The sequence below is a fragment of the Falsiroseomonas frigidaquae genome (genome assembly GCF_012163145.1).
Classification (GTDB): Bacteria; Pseudomonadota; Alphaproteobacteria; order Acetobacterales; family Acetobacteraceae; genus Falsiroseomonas; species Falsiroseomonas frigidaquae.
This window is the reverse complement of the sequence record NZ_JAAVTX010000008.1, coordinates 15,875-33,651: the sequence shown is the minus strand read 5'-3', so window position 1 is coordinate 33,651 and position 17,777 is coordinate 15,875. Positions and strand designations below refer to the sequence as shown.

The following is a 17,777-nucleotide window of genomic DNA, read 5'->3' as shown; positions in this document are numbered from 1 at the left end:
GCAATGACATGACCATCGGACGCAGGACGCTCGGCAAAGGGCTGGCCGCCGCGGGCGGCATCACGCTGCTCGGCGGCGAGGCGCAGGCGCAGAAGGCGCAGGACACGCTGCGCCTGGTGTTCCGCGACGCGGTGCCGAATATCGACGCCTATTTCAACAGCCAGCGCACCGGCCTGATCCTCGGCCACCAGGCATGGGACGGGCTGGTGCACCGGGACCCGGAGACCTTCCGCGTGGTGCCGGCCATGGCGACCGAATGGCGCTGGGTGAACCCCCTGCTGCTGGAATTCACGCTGCGCCAGGGCGTGAAATTCCATGATGGCAGCCCCTTCACGGCGAAGGATGCGGTCTACACCCTCAACACCGTCTCCAACCCTGAAACCCGCGTCGCGACGCCGAGCAACTATGCCTGGATCGAGCGCGCCGAAGCGGATGGCGACTTCAAGCTGCGCATCCATCTGAAGCGCCCGACGCCGGCGGCGCTGGACTACCTGGCGCTGGTCACGCCGATCTGGCCGCAGGCCTATCGGGAGCGTGTGGGCGCGGAGGGCTACAGCCGCGCGCCGGTCGGCGCCGGGCCCTACAAGATCACGAAGTTCGATGTCTCCAGCGGCGTCGAATACGAACGCTTCGACGATTATTATGCGGGTGGCCCCAAGGGCAAGCCGGCCATCCGCCGCATCACCGTGCGCTTCGTGACCGACGCCGCGACCGAGCTGACGGAGCTGCTGGCGCAGCGCGTCGACTGGATCTGGAACATGAACCCGGACCAGGTGCCCAACGTCAACCGCATTCCCTTCCTGCAGACGCTGCGCCAGGAATCCATGCGCATCGGCTATCTCAGCCTGGATGCGGCCGGTCGCAGCGGTGACACGCCGATGAAGAACCTGAAGGTGCGCCAGGCGGTGTGGCACGCGATCGACCGCAAGACGATCGCGGAGCGCCTGGTCACCGGCGGGTCCCGCGTGCCGGTGGCGCCCTGCTACCCCAGCCAGTTCGGCTGCAATGCCGATGCCGCGGTGCAGTACGACTACAATCCGGAGAAGGCGAAGCAGCTTCTGGCCGAGGCCGGCTACCCGAACGGCTTCGACATCGAGCTGACCAGCTATGTCCAGCCGCGCCAATGGTCCGAGGCGGTGCAGAGCTACCTGCAGGCCGTCGGCATCCGCGCCCGGCTGAACCTGCTGCAGGTGGCAGCGCAAATCCAGCGCGCCTGGCGTGGGGAACTGGCGATGTCGATGGGCAGCTGGGGCAGCTATTCCATCAACGACGTCTCCGCCATCCTGCCGAACTTCTTCGGCGACACCAACGACGACTACGCCCGCGACCCGGAGCTGCAGCGCCTGCTGGTGGAAGGTGGCTCCTCCGCCGATGAGGCGGTGCGCAACGCCGCCTATTCCGCCGCCATCAAGCGGATCACGGAACAGGCGTATTGGGTGCCGCTGCACACCTACGTCAACACCTACGCCTTCACGCGCTCGCTCGACTTCAAGGCCTTCCCGGACGAGCTGCCGCGCTTCTACCTGGCGAAGTGGAAATAACTCACCCTTCCAGGTGACATTCCACGAGGCCCGCCGCGGAGGTGGTGGGCCTCGGTTCCTGCGTGGCGCAGGGCGCGAAGACCCTCGGGCAGCGCGGGTGGAAGCGGCAGCCGGGCGGCACGTTCGCCGGGTCCGGCATGATGTCGCCGAGGCCCACATCCGGCACGCCAAGCCCCGGCTCCGGCGTCAGCACGCTGGCGAGCAGCGCCTGAGTGTAGGGGTGGCGCGGGTTGTGGAACAGCGCCTCCGATTCCTGGCGTTCCACGATGCGGCCGAGATACATCACGGCGACCTCGCTCGCGACGTGTTCGACTACCGCGAGGTTGTGGCTGATGAACAGGTAGGTCAGGCCGAGGTCGCGGCGCAGCTCGTCCAGCAGGTTCAGGATCTGCGCCTGCACTGAGACATCCAGCGCGCTGGTCGGCTCGTCGCAGATGACGATGCGCGGCCGCAGCACCAGCGCGCGCGCGATCGCCACACGCTGCCGCTGGCCGCCCGAGAGCTGGGAGGGGAAACGCCCGCCCTGCTCGGCGGAGAGGCCAACGCGCTCCAGCGCCTCCGCCACCCTTCGCGCAACGGTCGCGCGGTCGATGTTGCCCTGCGCCACCAGTGGCATCGCCACGATGTCCTGCACCCGGCGGCGCGGGTTGAGCGAGGAGAAGGGGTCCTGGAACACCGGCTGGATCAGCCGGGCGCGGGCCTTGCGGTCCATCGATGACAGGCGCTGGCCATCCACCAGCACCTCCCCGGATGTCGGCGGCAGCAGGCCGAGGATCATGCGAGCGAGGGTGGATTTGCCGCAGCCGCTTTCCCCCACCACGCCGAGCACGCTGCCCGGCGGCACGGCGAAGGACACGCCATCCACCGCGCGCACCTGGCGCGGCGGCGCGAACAGCCCCTGGCGGACATTGAAGATACGGCGCAGGTCGCGCACCTCGATGGCGGGCGTCATGCGGCGAGGGCCAGGGTGCACAGCACCTCATGCCCCGGCCCCGCCTGCTGGCGTGGGATCGGCCCGCTGCATTCGGCATGGGCGTATTCGCAGCGATCGCGGAAGGCGCAACCCCGAAAACCGGGCGGAATGCGCGGTACCACGCCGGGGATGCTGCCCAGCGGATCGCCCCGCTTCACCTTGCCCGGCACCGGCACGCAGGCCAGCAGCCCGCGCGTATAGGGGTGGCGCGGATTACCGAACAGCTCCGCCGTCGGTGCCGATTCCACCACCTCGCCGGCATACATGACGGAAACCCGGTCGGCGATGCGCGCCACAACGCCAAGGTCATGCGTGATCAGCAGGATGCCGAGGCCGAGGTCGCGCTGCAGCCCGGCCAGCAGCCGCAGGATCTGCGCCTGCACCGTCACGTCCAGCGCCGTGGTGGGTTCGTCTGCGATCAGCAATTCGGGGTCGCACATCAGCGCCATGGCGATCATCACCCGCTGCCGCAGGCCGCCCGAAAGCTGGTGCGGAAACTGCCCCAGCCGCAGCCCCGGCGCGGTGATGCCGACGCGGCCGAGCAATTCCGCCGCGCGGTCCACCGCCTGGGCGCGGGTCGCGCCACGATGCCGGCGCAGCACCTCCGTCATCTGGCTGCCCACCGTATAGGCGGGGTTCAGGCTGGTCATCGGCTCCTGGAAGATCATCGCCATGCGGTCGCCGCGCAGGCGCGACATCTCGCGCTCATTCAGCCCGCCGATCTCCAGCCCCGCGAAGCGCAGCGCCGATGCCTCGCGCCGCCCGCCGCGCGCCAGCAGCCCCATGATGGCGAGCGAGGTGACGGATTTGCCGCAGCCGCTTTCGCCGACCAGGCAATGCGTCTCGCCTTTTGCCACCGCCAGCGATGCCCCGCGCACCGCCGCGGTGCCGCCGAAGGTCACGCGCAGGTCCTGCACCTCGAGCAGCGCGGTCATCGGGACAAATCCGTGCCGAGCATGTCGCGCAGCGCATCGCCCAGCAGGTTCACGCCGAAGACCAGCACGAAGAGCGCGACGCCCGGCACCAGGATCACCCAGGGGGTGAAGAACATGTATTCCTTCGCCTCCGAGATCATCAGGCCCCAGGAGGGCAGGGGGGCGGGCACGCCGAGGCCGAGGAAGGACAGCGCCGCCTCCAGCAGGATCGCCAGCGCCATTTCCAGCGTCGCCACCACGGCCAGGTGCGTCGCGATATTGGGCAGGATTTCGCGCAGCAGCACGCTGGCGTGGGAGGACCCGGCGCACCAGGCGGCGCTGACGTAATCCAGCGTCCGCAGCTGCATGGTGGTGGATCGCGCGACGACGGCGAAGCGGTCCCACAGCAGCAGGCCGAGCACCAGGATCACCAGAGTGAAGCTGGTCCCCAACAGCCCCGCCACGGCCAGCGCCACCAGCACCACCGGAATCGAAAGCCGCGCCGTGATGAGGAACATCACGACATCATCGATCCGCCCGCCATAGAAGCCGCCCAGCACGCCCAGCGTGGTGCCGATGATGCCGGAGGTGATGACGGTGGCCACGCCGATGATCAGCGAAATCCGCGCGCCATAGATCAGCCGGGAAAGGTAGTCCCGCCCCAGCTGGTCCGTGCCGAGCCAGTTGGCCGGCGTGCCGCCCTCCATCCAGGCGGGCGGCACCAGGCGGCGGCCGAGATCGATGGCGTAGGGATCATAGGGCGCGATCCAGGGCGCGAGTATCGCCACCACCACTACCAGCCCCACGATCAGCGCGCCGATCACGAAGGTGGCGTTGCGCAGCAGCCGCCGCGTGGCGCCGCTGCCGGGAAGAACGGCCCCGCTCATGACGTGCGCAGCCGCGGGTCGAGCACGGCGTTCAGCAGATCCGCCAGCAGGGTCAGCGCGATGTAGATCAGCGCCAGCACCAGGATCACCGCCTGCACGACGGGGAAGTCGTTCTTGCTGATGCTCTCCCACGCCAGGTAGCCGACGCCATGCATGGCGAAGACCGTCTCGATCACGATCGACCCGCCCAGCATGAAACCCAGTTGCACGGCGGCGATGGAGACCACCGGGATCGCCGCATTTCGGAAGCCGTGCTTCACCAGGATGGAGATTCGGGACAACCCCTTGGCGCGCGCCGTGCGGATGTAGTCCGACGACAGCGCCTCGATCATCCCGCTGCGCGTCAGGCGCATCAGCGACGGGATGGCGGAGAAGGAAAGTACGATGCCGGGCATCACGTAGTATTCCCAGCCGCCGGTACCCGAGATCGGCAGCCAGCCGAGGTTCAGCCCCAGCACCACCATCAGGATCAGCCCGAGCCAGAAGGACGGCATCGCCTGGCCGATCAGCGCCACCAGCATCACGCCCCGATCCACGTAGCTGCCTTCCCGCACCGCGGCGATGATGCCGAGCGGCAGCGCCACGACAAGCGCCAGCGCCAGCCCGACAAGTCCGAGCGTCAGCGTGATGGGCAGGCGGTGCGCGATGAGGTTGGCGACGCGGTCCTTGAAGAAGAAGCTCTCGCCGAAATCGCCCTGCACGGCACGCACCAGCCAATCCAGGTATTGCTGTGCCAGCGGCCGGTTCAGCCCATAGGCCTGGCGGATCATCTCCACATCCTGCTGCGTCGCATTCGGCCCGGCGATGGAGATGGCGAGGTCGCCCGAAAGCCGCGTGAGCAGGAAGCTCAACGTCAGCACCGTCAGGGCCACCAGGATCGCGACGGTCAACCGGCGCAGGAGGAAACGGACCATTGAAGCGAGCGTAGTCACGCGTCGCGTGGCGTGGCAAGCGCGCTGTTGCGCTGCAGGACCGAGAGTCCGCGCCGCCGCGAAACCGCTGCGCCCATCCGGCGTTGCCGCGTCGGAGGACATGCCGATGCCCCGTGGAGACAAATCGAGCTACACCGACAAGCAGAAGCGCCAGGCGGCGCATATCGCGGATGGCTATGAGGATCGCGGCGTGCCGGAGGATGAGGCGGAGCGCCGCGCCTGGGCCACGGTGAACAAGGAGACCGGCGGCGGCAACCGCAGCGGCTCCGGCCGCGGCCACAAGGATACGAAGGTCTCGGCGAAGAAGGGCGGCAAAGCCTCCGCCAGCCGCACGCCGGAGCAGCGTTCCGCCTCCGCCCGCAAGGCGGCGGCAACGCGCAAACGCAATGCGGCGGCCAGGGCGCACTGAACGTTGCGCGAAAGGCGCACTGAACGTTGCGCGTGATGGCGCGTTAAGGTGGCATGACCCAGCTTTCCGACCCGAACCAGCCGCCGCCCGAACTGCCCGGCCTGCCGCCGGTGAACCCGCCCTCGCCGGATCGGGAACTGCCCCCGCCGGAGCCGGACACCATGCCCGGCCCGCCGCCCGACGTTACTCCGGAGAATCCCAACCCGGGGCCGGACCTGCCCTATCCAGGCCAGTATCCGGAGGTGCCGAGCATCACCCCGCCCGGTCCTCAGATGCCGCCGCCGGTGGCTTGAGGACCTCCTCGGCGGCCGGCTGCAGGCCATAGGGCGCAACCAGCTCCCAGACATGCGGCGGGACCATATGCTTGAGGCGAGCCGGTAGCCGGCGGCGTAGATGCAGCACGGTCTCGACCGCCTTCATCTCGACCCGCGCACGGGCGAATTCCAGGCCGCGCGGGCCGATGCGCGGCATCAGCCAGCCGACCAGGCCGCGCAGGAAGCCGGGCATCCGCCGCAACGGCAGGCCGCCCGCCGCACGCTCGGTATTCGCCAGGAAGCCGCGCACGGCGCCGGCGCGCTTGCCGGCACTGCCGGGCGCGCGGCTCACCACCTCATCCCCCAGCAGCGCCAGCAGCTCCGCCCCGCGCGGGTTGCGCACCAGCAGCCATTGCTCGCCCTCGCCGGCCATATAGCCCACGGTGATGTCGGCCAGGACATTGGTGTAGTCCACGCAGGTGCGGCAGGTCAGCGGGAAGAAGTCACCGGGCAATTGGCTGATCGGCAATTGCAGGAAGGGGATCTCCCGCCGCCTGCCATCGGCGAAGCGCAGCTCCACATGATAGTCGGCACGGAATTCCAGGTAGGTGATGCTGTCCGGGTCGGCGTCGAGCAGCGCCAGGAATTGGTGGAAATTCTCCGTCGTGGTGTTGTCGGAACAGGGCGTGCCGATGACGAACAGCCGCTCCAGCCCCAGCGCCGCCTCCAGTGCGCGCAGCGCATAGACCTGGCAGGGGATGCCGATGATGGCCAGGCGCTTGTGGCCGGCCTCGCGGGCGGGTTCCAGCAGGGCCAGCAGGGGGGCGTAGCCCATCCGCATGCCGCGGCATTCGGCCATGCCCTCCGGCTTGGTCACGAGCACCGGAACGGGGCGCCACTTGTCGTCCGGGTCGGGCGCCATGGTCAGCACGGCATCCACCGCGCCGGCCTCCAGCAGCTTCTCCGCGATGCGGGTGGTGATGCCGGTCCATTGCGCGCCGGGGCGAGGGGCCGCCAGCCTGGCCCGCAGCATCTGGCGGAAGGGGCCAAAATGCAGCTCATCCGGCCGGGCCGGGTCGCGCGCCCGGCCATGCACCTGGGCTTCCAGGCGCGCATAATCGGGCCGGATGAACTGGCAGGCCCGCCCGCAGGCCTTGGCATCCGCCATGCGGGAGATGCCGCAATCCGTGCATAAGCCGCGCGGCGCTGCAGGGCCGATCACCGGCACCTGCACCGCCGCAGTCATGTCTCAGACGCCCTCGCAGCCCAGCTTGCGGAGCGTGGCGTCCACCCAGCTGCGGTCGATGGTGCCGGCCTCGATCTCCGCCATCTGCTTGCCCTCGGCGGCGTGCTTCGCCTCCGTCGCCACGCAGACCGTCTCGGCATCGGCATAGGGGATGGAGACGAAGCCATCCTCGTCGCCCAGGATCATGTCACCCGGCTCGATCACCAGGCCCTCGAAGCCGATGGCGACGTTGATCTCGCCCGGGCCGTCCTTGTAGGGGCCACGATGGGTGATGCCGGCGGCGTAGACCGGGAAATCCTGCTTCGCCAGCGCGCCGCTGTCGCGGATCGCGCCGTTGATGACGATGCCGCCGAGCTTGCGGCGCACCATCTGCGCCAGCATCAGCTCCCCGATGATGGCGTTGGTCAGGTCGCCGCCGGCATCCACCACGATGACGTCGCCGGCCTCCGCCATGTCGATCGCCTTGTGGACCATCAGGTTGTCGCCGGGGCGGCAGCGCACGGTGAAGGCCGGGCCGGCCATCACGGCGCCGGCATGCATCGGCCGCAGGCGCGGGCCGGCGGCGAAGATGCGGGACATGCTGTCGGAGACATTGGCGACGGGCAGCTTGCGGAAGCGCTCGACCAGCGCGGGGGCGACGGCGCGGGTGCGGGGCAGGATGCGGAAACCGACAGGCATGGGCGTCTCTCCAGGCAGGACTTTTTCCTCGCCTACAGGTGGGGCGCGGCGGCGGCAAGGTGGCTGCGCGCGGCTTTGTCATCGCAATCGCGGCCATCGCCTCCCATCTGCCGGGGCGGCAACAACAGGAGACGGCCCATGGCCAGCATTTCGCGCAGCGGTTCCGCCCATTGGGAAGGTGGCGGCAAGGACGGCACGGGGCATGTCTCGACCCAGTCCGGCGTGCTGAAGGAAGCGCCCTATGGCTTCAACGCCCGCTTCGGCGAAGGCCGCGGCACGAATCCGGAAGAACTGATCGCCGCCGCCCATGCCGGCTGCTTCACCATGGCGCTGGCGTTCCAGCTCGCCGGCGCCAACCTGACCGCGACCAGCATGGATACCTCCGCCAAGGTCGGCATGGACCAGGTGGAGGGCGGCTGGAAGATCGCCCGGGTTGCGCTGACGCTGAAGGCCAAGGTGCCGGGCTGCGACGAGGCGACCTTCCAGAAGCTGGCGGAGACGGCCAAGGCCAATTGCCCCGTCAGCAAGGTGCTGAACGCGGAGATCACGCTGGACGCGACGCTGGAGGGCTGAGCGACCGTTCCGGCCGCGGTCCATCTTGCCGGCCTCGCCCATCCGGGCGAGGCTGTCCGGGGAGCACGGACCGGAGACAGCCATGCCGATCAGCATTGCCGACCTGCGGACGACGCCGTTCCAGGTCGGCACCTACGCGCCGGCCGGCGCCGGGATGCCGCTTTTGCGCCGCACGGATGGCAGCGCGCTCGGTACCGGAATACCTCCGGAGAATGAGCATCTGGTCGCGCATAACGGCATCGTCGGCTACACCAACGGGCCGGCAGCGCAGCCAGGCAGCCAGCTCATCAGCTTCCGGGCGGCCGGCACGCACAACAATGCCGCCTACCTGCTGTATCGCGACAACAACATCAGCTCCATCACCTTCGACAGCTCGGTGAACCGGTTCTTCACCGACAACCTCTCGGGGTGTTCGGTCTTCGTGGACCGGCTGCCGAACGGCAACATGGTTGTCTACCACGCGAATGTGCAGGGCGGCGCCTATCGCCCGACCGAGGAGCAGTCGCTGAACGTGCGCTATGAGCGCCAACTGGCCGTTGCGGTGAAGCGCCAGTACCACATCAACGCGGCGCGGCACTATGCCGGCGCGGTGTCAGTGGGGTCGCTGTTCAAGGACCGCTACAACGCCAACGCTGCGGCGGCGGTCAATGTCGCGCGCTTCGCCAATACCCCGGTCCTGGCACTGGGCACGACCGTGGTGGGCTTCCGCACGGGGGCGGGCTGGCAGTTCTGGTACCAGACCTGGATTCGCAGCGCCGCCAATGTCTTTGTCGTGGCGGGCGCCGAGCAGTTCTGCTGACGGGGCCGCCGCGGCTCAGACGATGGCCGTCAGCAGCGGGCGGCCATCGATCTGCGCTTCCAGATTCTCCCGCATCAGCCGGCCCATGTCCTTCCGCGTCTCCACCGTGCCGCTGGCGGCATGCGGCTGCAGGACCACGTTGGGGAAGGTGAGGAATTCCGGGTCGATCGCCGGCTCGTTCAGGAACACGTCGAGCCCGGCGGCGCCAATCCGCCCATCCCGCAGCGCTTCCAGCAGAGCCGCCTCATCCACCACCGTGCCGCGGGAGACGTTGACGAAGATCGCGCCGGGGTTCAGCGCCTCGATCGCCGCGCGATCCACCAGGCCGCGCGTGGCGGCCCCCCCGGCGGCGGAGACGCAGAACACATCCACATGCGGCGCCAGCGCCGCCGGCGTCGGGTAGTGGGTATAGGGCAGCCCCGGCTGCGGTGAGCGGCCGGAATAGGCGATGTCCATGCCGAAGGCCGCCGCCCGCTTCCCGATGGCCTTGCCGATGCGCCCCAGGCCGACGATCCCCAGCCGCTTGCCCCAGACCCGCGTGGTCAGCGGCATGGCGCCCTTCGCCTGCCAGGATCCGTCGCGGATCCAGGCCTCGCCCAGCCGCAGGTTCCGCGCCGCGGCCATCATCAGCATCATGGCCATGTCGGCCACTTCCTCGGTCAGCACATCCGGCGTGTTGGTCACGCGGATCCCGCGCGCGCGGGCGGCTTCCAGGTCGATGGCATCCACGCCGACGCCGTAGCAGGCGATGATCCGCGTGCGCGGCAGCGCATCCATCAGCGCGGCATCGGCGCCGATCTCGCCCTTGGTGGAGATCGCCACGATGCTGTCCCGCCCGGCTTCCAGCATCGCCGCCTTGTCGGCCGCCTGCCAGTACAGGTGCAGGGTGAAGCGCTTCGCGAGGGCCTCAAGATCCCAATCGGGCAATTCGCCCACCACCAGCAGCCCCGGCTTGTCCGACATCCCGTTTCCCCGCACCTTCGCCCCCGAATGAAGGGCAGGAGACGAGAATGACGCAAGGGCTGTTCGACCTGAAGGGGCGCCGGGTGCTGATCACCGGCTCCAGCCGCGGCATCGGCTTCGCCCTGGCGCGCGGCCTCGGCCAGGCCGGCGCCAGCGTGGTGCTGAACGGCCGCGACCCCAAGGTGCTGGCCGAGGCCACCCGCACCCTGGCCGCGGAAGGGCTGGACGTGACCGAGGCCGGCTTCGACGTGACCGACCCGCATGCCCTGGATGCCGCGGTGGCCGAGATCGAGACCCGTCTCGGCCCGATCGAGGTGCTGGTGAACAATGCCGGCATCAACCGCCGCTTCCCCGCCGTATCCGTGACGCCGGAGACCTTCCGGGAGGTGATGTCCACCAATGTGGAGGCGGTGTTCTTCATGGCCCAGGCCGTCGGCAAGCGGATGCTGGAACGCGGCCATGGCAAGATCATCAACATCGCCAGCGTGCAGTCGGAGCTCGGCCGCGCCACCATCTCCCCCTACGCCACCAGCAAGGGCGCGGTGCGCATGATGACGCGCACGCTCTGCGCCGAATGGGCCAAGGGCGGCATCCAGGTGAATGCCGTGGCGCCGGGCTACTTCGCCACCGACCTGACCAAGCCGCTGGTCGATGATGCGAAATTCACCGAATGGCTGTGCCAGCGCGTGCCGGCCGGGCGCTGGGGCAATGTGGAGGAGCTGGTGGGCGCGACGGTGTTCCTGGCCTCCCGCGCCTCGGATTTCGTCAATGGCCACCTGCTGTATGTCGATGGCGGGATGACCGCGGTGGTGTAGCGGTTGCCGGGCCGGGCGGCCTGCCGTAATCGCGAAAGCCGGGCCGCCTCCGGTCCCGCCAGACTCATGGGACCAGCCGCATGAAACTCCTCGCATTCACCGCCGATGGCCTGGCCCGCACGGGGCGGCTGGAGGGGGAGACGGTGATCGGCTTCGCCGGCAGCCCGGACCTCTCCACCGTGCTGCGCGAGGGTCCGCCGGACGAGGACGGGCGCTGGCAGCTTGCCGCTGTCACCATCACCGCGCCGCTACCCGCCGCCCGGCTGTTCTGCATCGGCCTGAACTACCCGAAGCCGCACCCGCTGGGCGGCGAGGTGAAGGGGCCGGCCAACATCTCCTACTTCATCAAGCACCAGGCGGCGTTGGTCGCGCATGGCGCGGCGCTGCGGCCGCCGGGTGTCTCGGTGCAGTTCGACTATGAATGCGAGCTGGCCGTGGTGATCGGCAAGGCCGGCCACCGCATAGCGGAGGCTGACGCGCTGGCGCATGTCGGCGGCTACACCATCCTCAACGATGGCTCGGTGCGCGACTGGCAGGCGCACAGCGTCACCGCCGGCAAGAATTTTTGCGAGTCGGGCAGCTGGGGGCCCTATGTCACGACCTCGGACGAGGTCAGCGATTGGCGCGAGCTTCGCCTGCAGACCCGGCTGAACGGCCGCACCGTGCAGGACAGCAAGGCGGGCGCGATGTTCTTCGGACTCGAGAAGATCATTGCCTATCTCTCCACCATCACCCCGCTGCTGCCCGGCGACGTGATCGCCACGGGCTCTCCCGAAGGCACCGGCGCCACCCAGAAGCCGCCGCGCTTCCTGGTCTCCGGCGATGCGCTGGAGTTCGAGGTTTCCGGCCTCGGCATCCTGTCCAATACTGTCGCCTGAACGGTCCCGAGGATCCCATGGACATCAACGCCCCCTCCCGCATTCCCACCGGTATCGACGAGGCTGAATGGGCGATCCGCTGCGACCTCGCGGCGCTGTATCGCCTGGTCGCGCATCACAAGATGACGGACCTGATCTACACCCATATCAGCGCCCGCATCCCGGGGCCGGAGCACCATTTCCTCATCAACCGCTACGGCGTGCTGTTCCATGAGATGCGCGCCAGCGACCTGGTGAAGATCGACCTGGACGGCAATGTGGTGGACCCGCACCACCCGGCCGCCCCGACCACGGTGAACAAGGCCGGCTTCGTCATCCATTCCGCCATCCATGCGGCGCGGGAGGATGCGCAATGCGTGGTGCACACCCACACCGCCGCCGGCATCGCCGTCTCCGCGCAGGAACACGGGCTGCTGCCGATCAGCCAGCACGCGCTGAAATTCTACGGCCGCCTCGCCTATCACGGCTATGAGGGCATCGCGCTGGATCTGGAGGAACGGGACCGGCTGGTCGCCGATCTCGGCCAGCATTCGGCGATGATCCTGGTGAACCACGGCCTGCTGGTCACCGGCCGCAGCATCCCGGAAGCCTGGAACCAGATCTACTACCTGGAGCGCGCCTGCCAGGCGCAGGTCGCCGCCCTGTCCGGTGGCGCCAAGCTGATCCTGCCGCCGGAGGAAGTGCGCCTGCGCACCGCCAGCCAGTATGGCCGCGACCCGAACAGCCCGACCCTGAAGCTCGCCTGGGAAGCCAGCCTGCGCCTGATCGAGGGCGACCGCACGGATTGGCGCTGCTGACCATGGCCTTGCACGAACAGACCCGCGCCGCGCTGAAGCGCGTCTCCACCGCCACACTCGCCACCGCGCTCTACAAGCGCGGCTTCCGCAGCCAGATGATCCAGGGCGTGCTGCCGCTGGCGCCGCTCGGCGAGAGCATGGTGGGGGAGGCCTTCACGCTGCGGACGATTCCGGCGCGGGAGGATCTGAACCCGCTCTCCGCCTTCCGCGACCGGTCCCACCCGCAGCGCAAGGGCGTCGAGGATTGCCCGCCCGGCCACATCTTCGTCGTGGACAGCCGCAAGGACCCGCGCGCGGCCTCGGCCGGCGGCATCCTGGTGACGCGGCTGATGGTGCGCGGCGTGGCCGGCGTGGTGACCGATGGCGGCTTCCGCGATGCGGCGGATATCGCGAAGCTGGCGATCCCGGCCTTTCATGCCCGGCCATCCGCCCCCACGAACCTCACCCTGCACCAGCCGATCGAGATGAACGTGCCGATCGGCTGCGGCGACGCGCCGGTGTTCCCGGGCGATGTGCTGGTGGGAGACAATGACGGCGTCATCGTCATCCCGGCCCATATCGCGGAGGAAGTCACCGCCGAGGCCGTCGAGATGACCGCCTTCGAGGATTTCGTGCAGGAGATGGTGGCCGGTGGCCAGTCCATCCTCGGCCTGTATCCGCCGACGGATGAGAGCAACCTGGAGCGCTTCGCCGCCTGGCGGAAGCAACACGGGCGGTAGGCCGTGGCGCAGAACATCTACGACGATCCGGGCTTCTTCGCCGAATATGCGCGGAAGCCGCGCTCCGAGCAGGGGCTGGATGCCGCGCCGGAATGGCCGGCGCTGCGGCCGATGATTCCGGAGATGGCCAATCTGCGCGTGTTGGATCTCGGCTGCGGCTATGGCTGGTTTGCGCGCTGGGCGATCGGGCAGGGCGCGCAATCCGTTCTGGGCATCGATATCTCGGAGCGCATGCTGGCGCGGGCGCGGGAACTGACTTCGGGCGAAGACATCGAATACCGTCAGGGCGACCTGGATGCTCTGGACCTGCCGGTGGCCGGTTTCGACCTGGTCTTCAGTTCGCTCGCCTTCCATTATGTGGAGGATCTGCCTGGGATGCTCCGCCAGGTGCATGCGGCCATGGCACCAGGTGGAATGCTGGTCTTCTCGCAGGAACACCCGCTGCGCACCGCGCCCAGCCGCCAGGGCTGGGAGACCCTGGCGGATGGACGTCGCATCTGGCCGCTTGACCGCTATCTGCTGGACGGGCCGCGCAACACGGAATGGCTGGAGGCCAGCGTGGTGAAGCAGCATCGCTGCATGGCCACGCTTCTGAACGCCTTGATCGGCGCTGGCTTCACCCTGGCCGGATTGCAGGAATGGGGGGCGAGCGACGAACAGATCGCCGCCCAGCCCAATCTGGCCAAGGAACGCGACCGGCCGACCTTCCTATTGGTCAAGGCGCGGAACTGATCCGCGCCTATTCCGCGACGAAACGCGAGTCGTTGCGGTTGCGGTCCCAGTGGATGGTGATGCGGCTGATCCGGCACAGATTGGCCTGGCGCAGCTCCGACTGGTCGCCGTCATTATAGACCACCTTGATGTCCCACAGGCATTCCGGTGACCGGTTCGGGAAGGTCACGTTGAAGGTCTGTCCGTTGCGCAGCACGTTGCTGCCCAGCAGGTCGCTGCCCCAGTTCGGGCTGGAGGACGGACCGACATAGATCTGGTCGATCTGGTAGCCGCTGCGGTTGATCATGCTGAAATCCTGCCGGCCCTGCGCCTGTGCGGCGGCAGGTGACAGGCAGGCGGCGACGAGGGCGGTGAGCAGCAGGCGGCGCATGGCGTTTCTCCCTGGTTGAACCCAGGCGCAAACCCTGCACGCCAGTCATGCCCACGCCAAGGACGTTTCGTGTCGGAAATATGTTCGGGCAGGCCGCTGCAACCCGGCGGCGCCGTGAACGTTCTGGCAACTCCACGCCGGAGCACAGCAGCATGTCCGACCAGAACGCGCCCGAGGACGACAACCCCAAGACCAATCCGGAACCGGGCTCCAACACCATCAAGGACCCCGCGGACTGGACCACGGGGGAGGAGCCGATGACTGGCGCCCAGGCCTCCTACCTCAAGACGCTGAGCGAGGAGGCGAAGGAGGAATTCGATCCCTCGCTGTCGAAGGCTGAAGCCTCGATACGCATCGATGAGCTGCAGGCAAGGACCGGGCGCGGCCGCAATCAGGCATAGGCTCGCTCGACCAGCGGGCCAGGTGGCGGGGCGGTGGCGATCTCGCGGATGATCTTGCGCTTCACCGCGGTTTCGAAGGCGTTGAAGCCCTCCGCCACCATCAGGAAGGCGCCGGGCCCGCCGATCACCTCGTCGCGGTAATAGTCGTCCAGCGGTGGCATGCCGGCGGTCCATGGCTGTGGCGAGCGGTCGAGTACCGCCAGCCCGTTCATCACGATGCCCTTCGCCAGCGCATCGGACCGCGCCTCGGCCACCGGACGACCGGAATTGCTGATGCCGTCGCCGGAGATGTCCACCACCTTCCGCGTGCCCTCGTAGCCCTGGCCGAACAGCCCGGCCGCATAGTCCATGGCGCCGGAGATCGAGGTATAGAGCCAGGTGCGGCGCGGCGCGGCATCCAGGGCCTGGGCCAGCCCCTCCGCGGTGGCAGCGCCATCCACCCGGGTCCAGGGCACCAGCAATTCCTGGATGTGCCAGTCGGACCAGGTGAACAGCGTCACCGCGATCTGGCCGAGCGGGCCGCCGGCGATGCCTTCGATCAGCCTTGGGTCGCGGAAGGCGGCGGCATAGCCGCGGAACTGCAGTTCCTGCTCCTCCTCATCGACGGAGCGGCTGACATCCACGGCGAGAACCAGCTCGATATCGACCGGCTCCATCGCCCGGGCTGGGGCGGGGCGCAGAATCAGCGGGGCGGCAAGTGCCCCGCCAATCAGGCCTCGCCGAGTGGGTGATCCGATCCTCATGGTGCGCGCGCTCCTTCGCAGCCTTCACGGCCGTGTCTGAAGCGGTACTCCCGGCAACTTTCCTAGCGGTGAAAATGCTGCGCTGCAACATGAATTTTGGCGACATTCGAGGCGGTCTGCCCAAAAGATGACCCGGAACGAGCCGCCTCCGCCGGGCCTGCCCGTTTGCGAGGCTCAGTCCTTGAAGCGGGTGTCGCCGATGGCCGGGATGGCATTGGCGCGATCGCGCAGCGCTGCCAGCGCGGGGAAGCGCCCGGCCGCCAGGTCCGGCAGCACCCGGTCAGCGAAATCCAGCCCGGTGACGGCCGTTACATCGGCCTGCGTCAGGTTCTCGTCACACAGCCAGCCGCCCGCTTCGGCCAGGCGGTCAAGCGCGGCGAAGCCGGCCTGGGCCTGTGCGGTGAGCTTCGCCTGCGCTTCTTCCCAGCGCACCGCATCGGGGCGGCGCGACTCGTAATAGGCTCCGACCACCTTCTCCGTCGCACCGACGCCGATCGCCACCGCTCGGAGCACCGCGCGCCGCGCCGTGCCGGAACGCGGCACCAGGGCGCGATCGGGGCCGGCCAACTCGTCCAGCGCATCCAGGATGACGCTGCTGTCCACCAGCACCTCGCCATCCTCCATCACCAGGGCGGGTACGCGGCCCAGCGGGTTGAAGCCGCGGATCTCCTCCGCGTTCTGCGCCACGCTGAAGGGCCGCTGCACGTAGTGCAGGCCGAGCAGGTTGAGGCTGGCCGCGGTGCGGCGGACGAAGGGGGACAGGTTGCGGCCGATGAGAATCATGCGCGCAGACTTCCCCGCGCCAGGGCAAAAGGAAAGAGGCACCCGGCGAGGAAACGGCAAAAGAAAAGGGGGTGCCTTGCGGCACCCCCCGTTCCGGTTGCTGCGTCGAGCGTCCTGCGATCAGCGCAGGACGATTTCCACGCGGCGGTTCTGCGGCTCGCGCACGCCGTCGGCGGTCGGGACCAGCGGGCGGCTCTCGCCGAAGGCCTGGATGGCCATCGCGGCGCGCGGCACGCCACGGCGCTCGAGTTCCGCGGCCACGGCGGCGGCGCGGCGCTCGGACAGGCGCTGGTTGTACTGCGGCGTGCCGGAGCGGTCGGCGTGGCCGGAGACCTCGATGCGGGTGGTGCCGACGCTCTGGCTGTTCGTCGCGGCCTCACCGATGATCTGGCGGGCACGGTCCGTCAGGTCGGCGCGGTCGAAGTCGAAGAACACCAGGTAGGTGCGGGCGACCTGCGGGGCGGCGGCCGGCGGGGCAACCGGCGCCACGACCGGCGGCGGCGGCGTCACGCCGAAGGCGTAGCGCAGGCCGATCAGCAGGCTGTGGTTCATGTTGTCCTGCTCGGCGGTGCCGCGCGCGGAGAAGTCACGACGCGCATCGACCTCGTTGTCGAGCGTGCCCATGAAGCGGTACTCGGTGGTGATGGCCAGGCCGGGGACCTGCGCGATCGGGAAGGCGGCGCCGACGATCGCCTGGTAGGCGAAGCGGCCATCGGTGCCATCGATGCGCACGGTGCCGGGGGCGCTCACGTTGCCGCGGATGTCGTTGTCCACCCACTGGTAGCCGGCACCGACGCCGACATAGGGGGTGACGAAGCTGCCCGGGCCGAGGTCGAAGTCGTACAGGGCATTGGCCATCACGCCGTAGGTGGTGGCGCTGCCGAGGGAGCGGGCATTGCCGGCCAGGCCGAAGCCGGAGACGTCGTCCACTTCATTGTGGCGGTAGGAGCCCTCGATCTCGGCGCGGACGCCGTTGCCGAAGCCGTAGCCCAGGCTGATCACGCCGACATAGCCGTAGTTGAACTCGGCGGTGCCGTTGCGCGGGCCAAGCATGTTGTTGGACAGCGTCGCGTCCGATTCCTGGCGCAGGTTCACACCGGCGCCGGCGCCGACATAGAGGCCGCTGATGGGCTGGGCGTTCGCGGCGACCGGCAGCGCCAGCACCGTGGCGGCCAGAAGAATCTTCCTCAGGCTCATGACAATCTCCTCAAAGACAAATACTGGCACCGGAGGCGTGAGTTTGTGCCGAGGCGGGTCAAACTCCGCAACGCCAAGTGCATGAACGCCTTCTACACGGGTTTACGCAGGCATCCAGCCTCGCAGCGGCGTGTTCCCAACACTGTGACCACAGCACCACAGCAGAGTGTGGC

General features: G+C 68.7%; 22 protein-coding genes. 11 read left to right on the top strand and 11 right to left on the bottom strand.

Annotation, left to right across the window (positions count from 1 at the left end):
• Positions 1-8: 8 nt before the first annotated feature.
• Positions 9-1,541, top strand: coding sequence for an ABC transporter substrate-binding protein (locus HB662_RS25130; RefSeq protein WP_168054129.1), 1,533 nt, complete (start codon positions 9-11; stop codon positions 1,539-1,541).
• Between the two features lies 1 nt (position 1,542).
• On the opposite strand, the gene HB662_RS25125 is transcribed toward HB662_RS25130, so the two are convergent.
• Genes HB662_RS25125 through HB662_RS25110 form a run of 4 tightly spaced genes read right to left on the bottom strand, consistent with a single transcriptional unit; the run spans position 1,543 to position 5,229 of the window.
• Positions 1,543-2,493, bottom strand: a complete 951-nt coding sequence (locus tag HB662_RS25125) for an ABC transporter ATP-binding protein (RefSeq protein WP_168054127.1) — start codon at positions 2,491-2,493, stop codon at positions 1,543-1,545.
• Positions 2,490-3,449, bottom strand: coding sequence for an ABC transporter ATP-binding protein (locus tag HB662_RS25120; protein WP_168054125.1), 960 nt, complete (start codon positions 3,447-3,449; stop codon positions 2,490-2,492). The genes HB662_RS25125 and HB662_RS25120 overlap by 4 nt, the downstream gene beginning before the upstream one ends.
• Positions 3,446-4,315 (bottom strand): ABC transporter permease, encoded by an 870-nt coding sequence (locus HB662_RS25115; protein WP_168054123.1) that lies wholly within the window; start codon positions 4,313-4,315, stop codon positions 3,446-3,448. The genes HB662_RS25120 and HB662_RS25115 overlap by 4 nt, the downstream gene beginning before the upstream one ends.
• A complete protein-coding gene (locus HB662_RS25110) occupies positions 4,312-5,229 on the bottom strand; it encodes an ABC transporter permease (RefSeq protein WP_168054121.1) in 918 nt (305 codons plus the stop codon). Before HB662_RS25110 ends, HB662_RS25115 begins: the two co-directional genes overlap by 4 nt.
• Positions 5,230-5,353: 124 nt before the next feature.
• Between HB662_RS25110 and HB662_RS25105 the strand changes: the two genes are divergently transcribed.
• Positions 5,354-5,656, top strand: coding sequence for a plasmid stabilization protein (locus tag HB662_RS25105; RefSeq protein ID WP_168054119.1), 303 nt, complete (start codon positions 5,354-5,356; stop codon positions 5,654-5,656).
• Between the two features lie 53 nt (positions 5,657-5,709).
• Entirely contained in the window at positions 5,710-5,949 is a 240-nt protein-coding gene (locus HB662_RS25100; RefSeq protein ID WP_168054117.1) for a hypothetical protein, read from the top strand.
• Here the strand turns inward: HB662_RS25100 and HB662_RS25095 are convergent.
• Complete coding sequence (locus HB662_RS25095) at positions 5,909-7,156, bottom strand: Coenzyme F420 hydrogenase/dehydrogenase, beta subunit C-terminal domain (RefSeq protein ID WP_168054115.1); 1,248 nt, start codon at positions 7,154-7,156, stop codon at positions 5,909-5,911. The two genes, HB662_RS25100 and HB662_RS25095, sit on opposite strands and share 41 nt — an antisense overlap.
• 3 nt (positions 7,157-7,159) lie before the next feature.
• The gene (locus HB662_RS25090) at positions 7,160-7,834 is read right to left on the bottom strand and encodes an RraA family protein (protein ID WP_168054113.1); all 675 of its coding nucleotides are present in this window, start codon (positions 7,832-7,834) and stop codon (positions 7,160-7,162) included.
• Positions 7,835-7,972: 138 nt separating this feature from the next.
• Between HB662_RS25090 and HB662_RS25085 the strand changes: the two genes are divergently transcribed.
• On the top strand, positions 7,973-8,407 hold the full coding sequence (locus HB662_RS25085) for an OsmC family protein (RefSeq protein WP_168054111.1): 435 nt from the start codon (positions 7,973-7,975) through the stop codon (positions 8,405-8,407).
• Between the two features lie 82 nt (positions 8,408-8,489).
• Positions 8,490-9,206 (top strand): hypothetical protein, encoded by a 717-nt coding sequence (locus tag HB662_RS25080; RefSeq protein ID WP_168054109.1) that lies wholly within the window; start codon positions 8,490-8,492, stop codon positions 9,204-9,206.
• Positions 9,207-9,221: 15 nt separating this feature from the next.
• Here HB662_RS25080 and HB662_RS25075 read toward each other — a convergent pair whose 3' ends face one another.
• A complete protein-coding gene (locus HB662_RS25075) occupies positions 9,222-10,169 on the bottom strand; it encodes a 2-hydroxyacid dehydrogenase (protein ID WP_168054107.1) in 948 nt (315 codons plus the stop codon).
• A 47-nt stretch (positions 10,170-10,216) separates the two neighbouring features.
• Between HB662_RS25075 and HB662_RS25070 the strand changes: the two genes are divergently transcribed.
• The 5 genes from HB662_RS25070 (at position 10,217) to HB662_RS25050 (ending at position 14,110) form a co-directional block, all read left to right on the top strand.
• Positions 10,217-10,984, top strand: coding sequence for an SDR family oxidoreductase (locus tag HB662_RS25070; RefSeq protein ID WP_168054105.1), 768 nt, complete (start codon positions 10,217-10,219; stop codon positions 10,982-10,984).
• Positions 10,985-11,064: 80 nt separating this feature from the next.
• Positions 11,065-11,862 (top strand): fumarylacetoacetate hydrolase family protein, encoded by a 798-nt coding sequence (locus HB662_RS25065; protein WP_168054103.1) that lies wholly within the window; start codon positions 11,065-11,067, stop codon positions 11,860-11,862.
• Positions 11,863-11,879: 17 nt separating this feature from the next.
• Positions 11,880-12,659 carry a class II aldolase/adducin family protein gene (locus tag HB662_RS25060; RefSeq protein WP_168054101.1) on the top strand — a complete coding sequence of 260 codons (780 nt, stop codon included), beginning with the start codon at positions 11,880-11,882 and terminating at the stop codon, positions 12,657-12,659.
• A gap of 2 nt (positions 12,660-12,661) precedes the next feature.
• Entirely contained in the window at positions 12,662-13,378 is a 717-nt protein-coding gene (locus tag HB662_RS25055) for a ribonuclease activity regulator RraA (protein ID WP_168054099.1), read from the top strand.
• 3 nt (positions 13,379-13,381) lie between these two features.
• Positions 13,382-14,110 (top strand): methyltransferase domain-containing protein, encoded by a 729-nt coding sequence (locus HB662_RS25050; RefSeq protein WP_168054097.1) that lies wholly within the window; start codon positions 13,382-13,384, stop codon positions 14,108-14,110.
• Between the two features lie 7 nt (positions 14,111-14,117).
• On the opposite strand, the gene HB662_RS25045 is transcribed toward HB662_RS25050, so the two are convergent.
• Entirely contained in the window at positions 14,118-14,480 is a 363-nt protein-coding gene (locus HB662_RS25045; RefSeq protein ID WP_168054095.1) for a hypothetical protein, read from the bottom strand.
• Positions 14,481-14,632: 152 nt separating this feature from the next.
• Here HB662_RS25045 and HB662_RS25040 point away from each other — a divergent pair, with 152 nt between their 5' ends.
• A complete protein-coding gene (locus tag HB662_RS25040) occupies positions 14,633-14,881 on the top strand; it encodes a DUF3072 domain-containing protein (protein ID WP_168054093.1) in 249 nt (82 codons plus the stop codon).
• On the opposite strand, the gene HB662_RS25035 is transcribed toward HB662_RS25040, so the two are convergent.
• The 3 genes from HB662_RS25035 to HB662_RS25025 form a co-directional block, all read right to left on the bottom strand.
• On the bottom strand, positions 14,872-15,624 hold the full coding sequence (locus HB662_RS25035) for a DUF1194 domain-containing protein (protein ID WP_168054091.1): 753 nt from the start codon (positions 15,622-15,624) through the stop codon (positions 14,872-14,874). The two genes, HB662_RS25040 and HB662_RS25035, sit on opposite strands and share 10 nt — an antisense overlap.
• A 174-nt stretch (positions 15,625-15,798) precedes the next feature.
• On the bottom strand, positions 15,799-16,407 hold the full coding sequence (locus HB662_RS25030) for a glutathione S-transferase family protein (RefSeq protein WP_168054089.1): 609 nt from the start codon (positions 16,405-16,407) through the stop codon (positions 15,799-15,801).
• A gap of 120 nt (positions 16,408-16,527) precedes the next feature.
• Positions 16,528-17,604: an OmpA family protein gene (locus tag HB662_RS25025; RefSeq protein ID WP_168054087.1), complete on the bottom strand. Its 1,077-nt coding sequence runs from the start codon at positions 17,602-17,604 to the stop codon at positions 16,528-16,530.
• Positions 17,605-17,777: the final 173 nt, after the last annotated feature.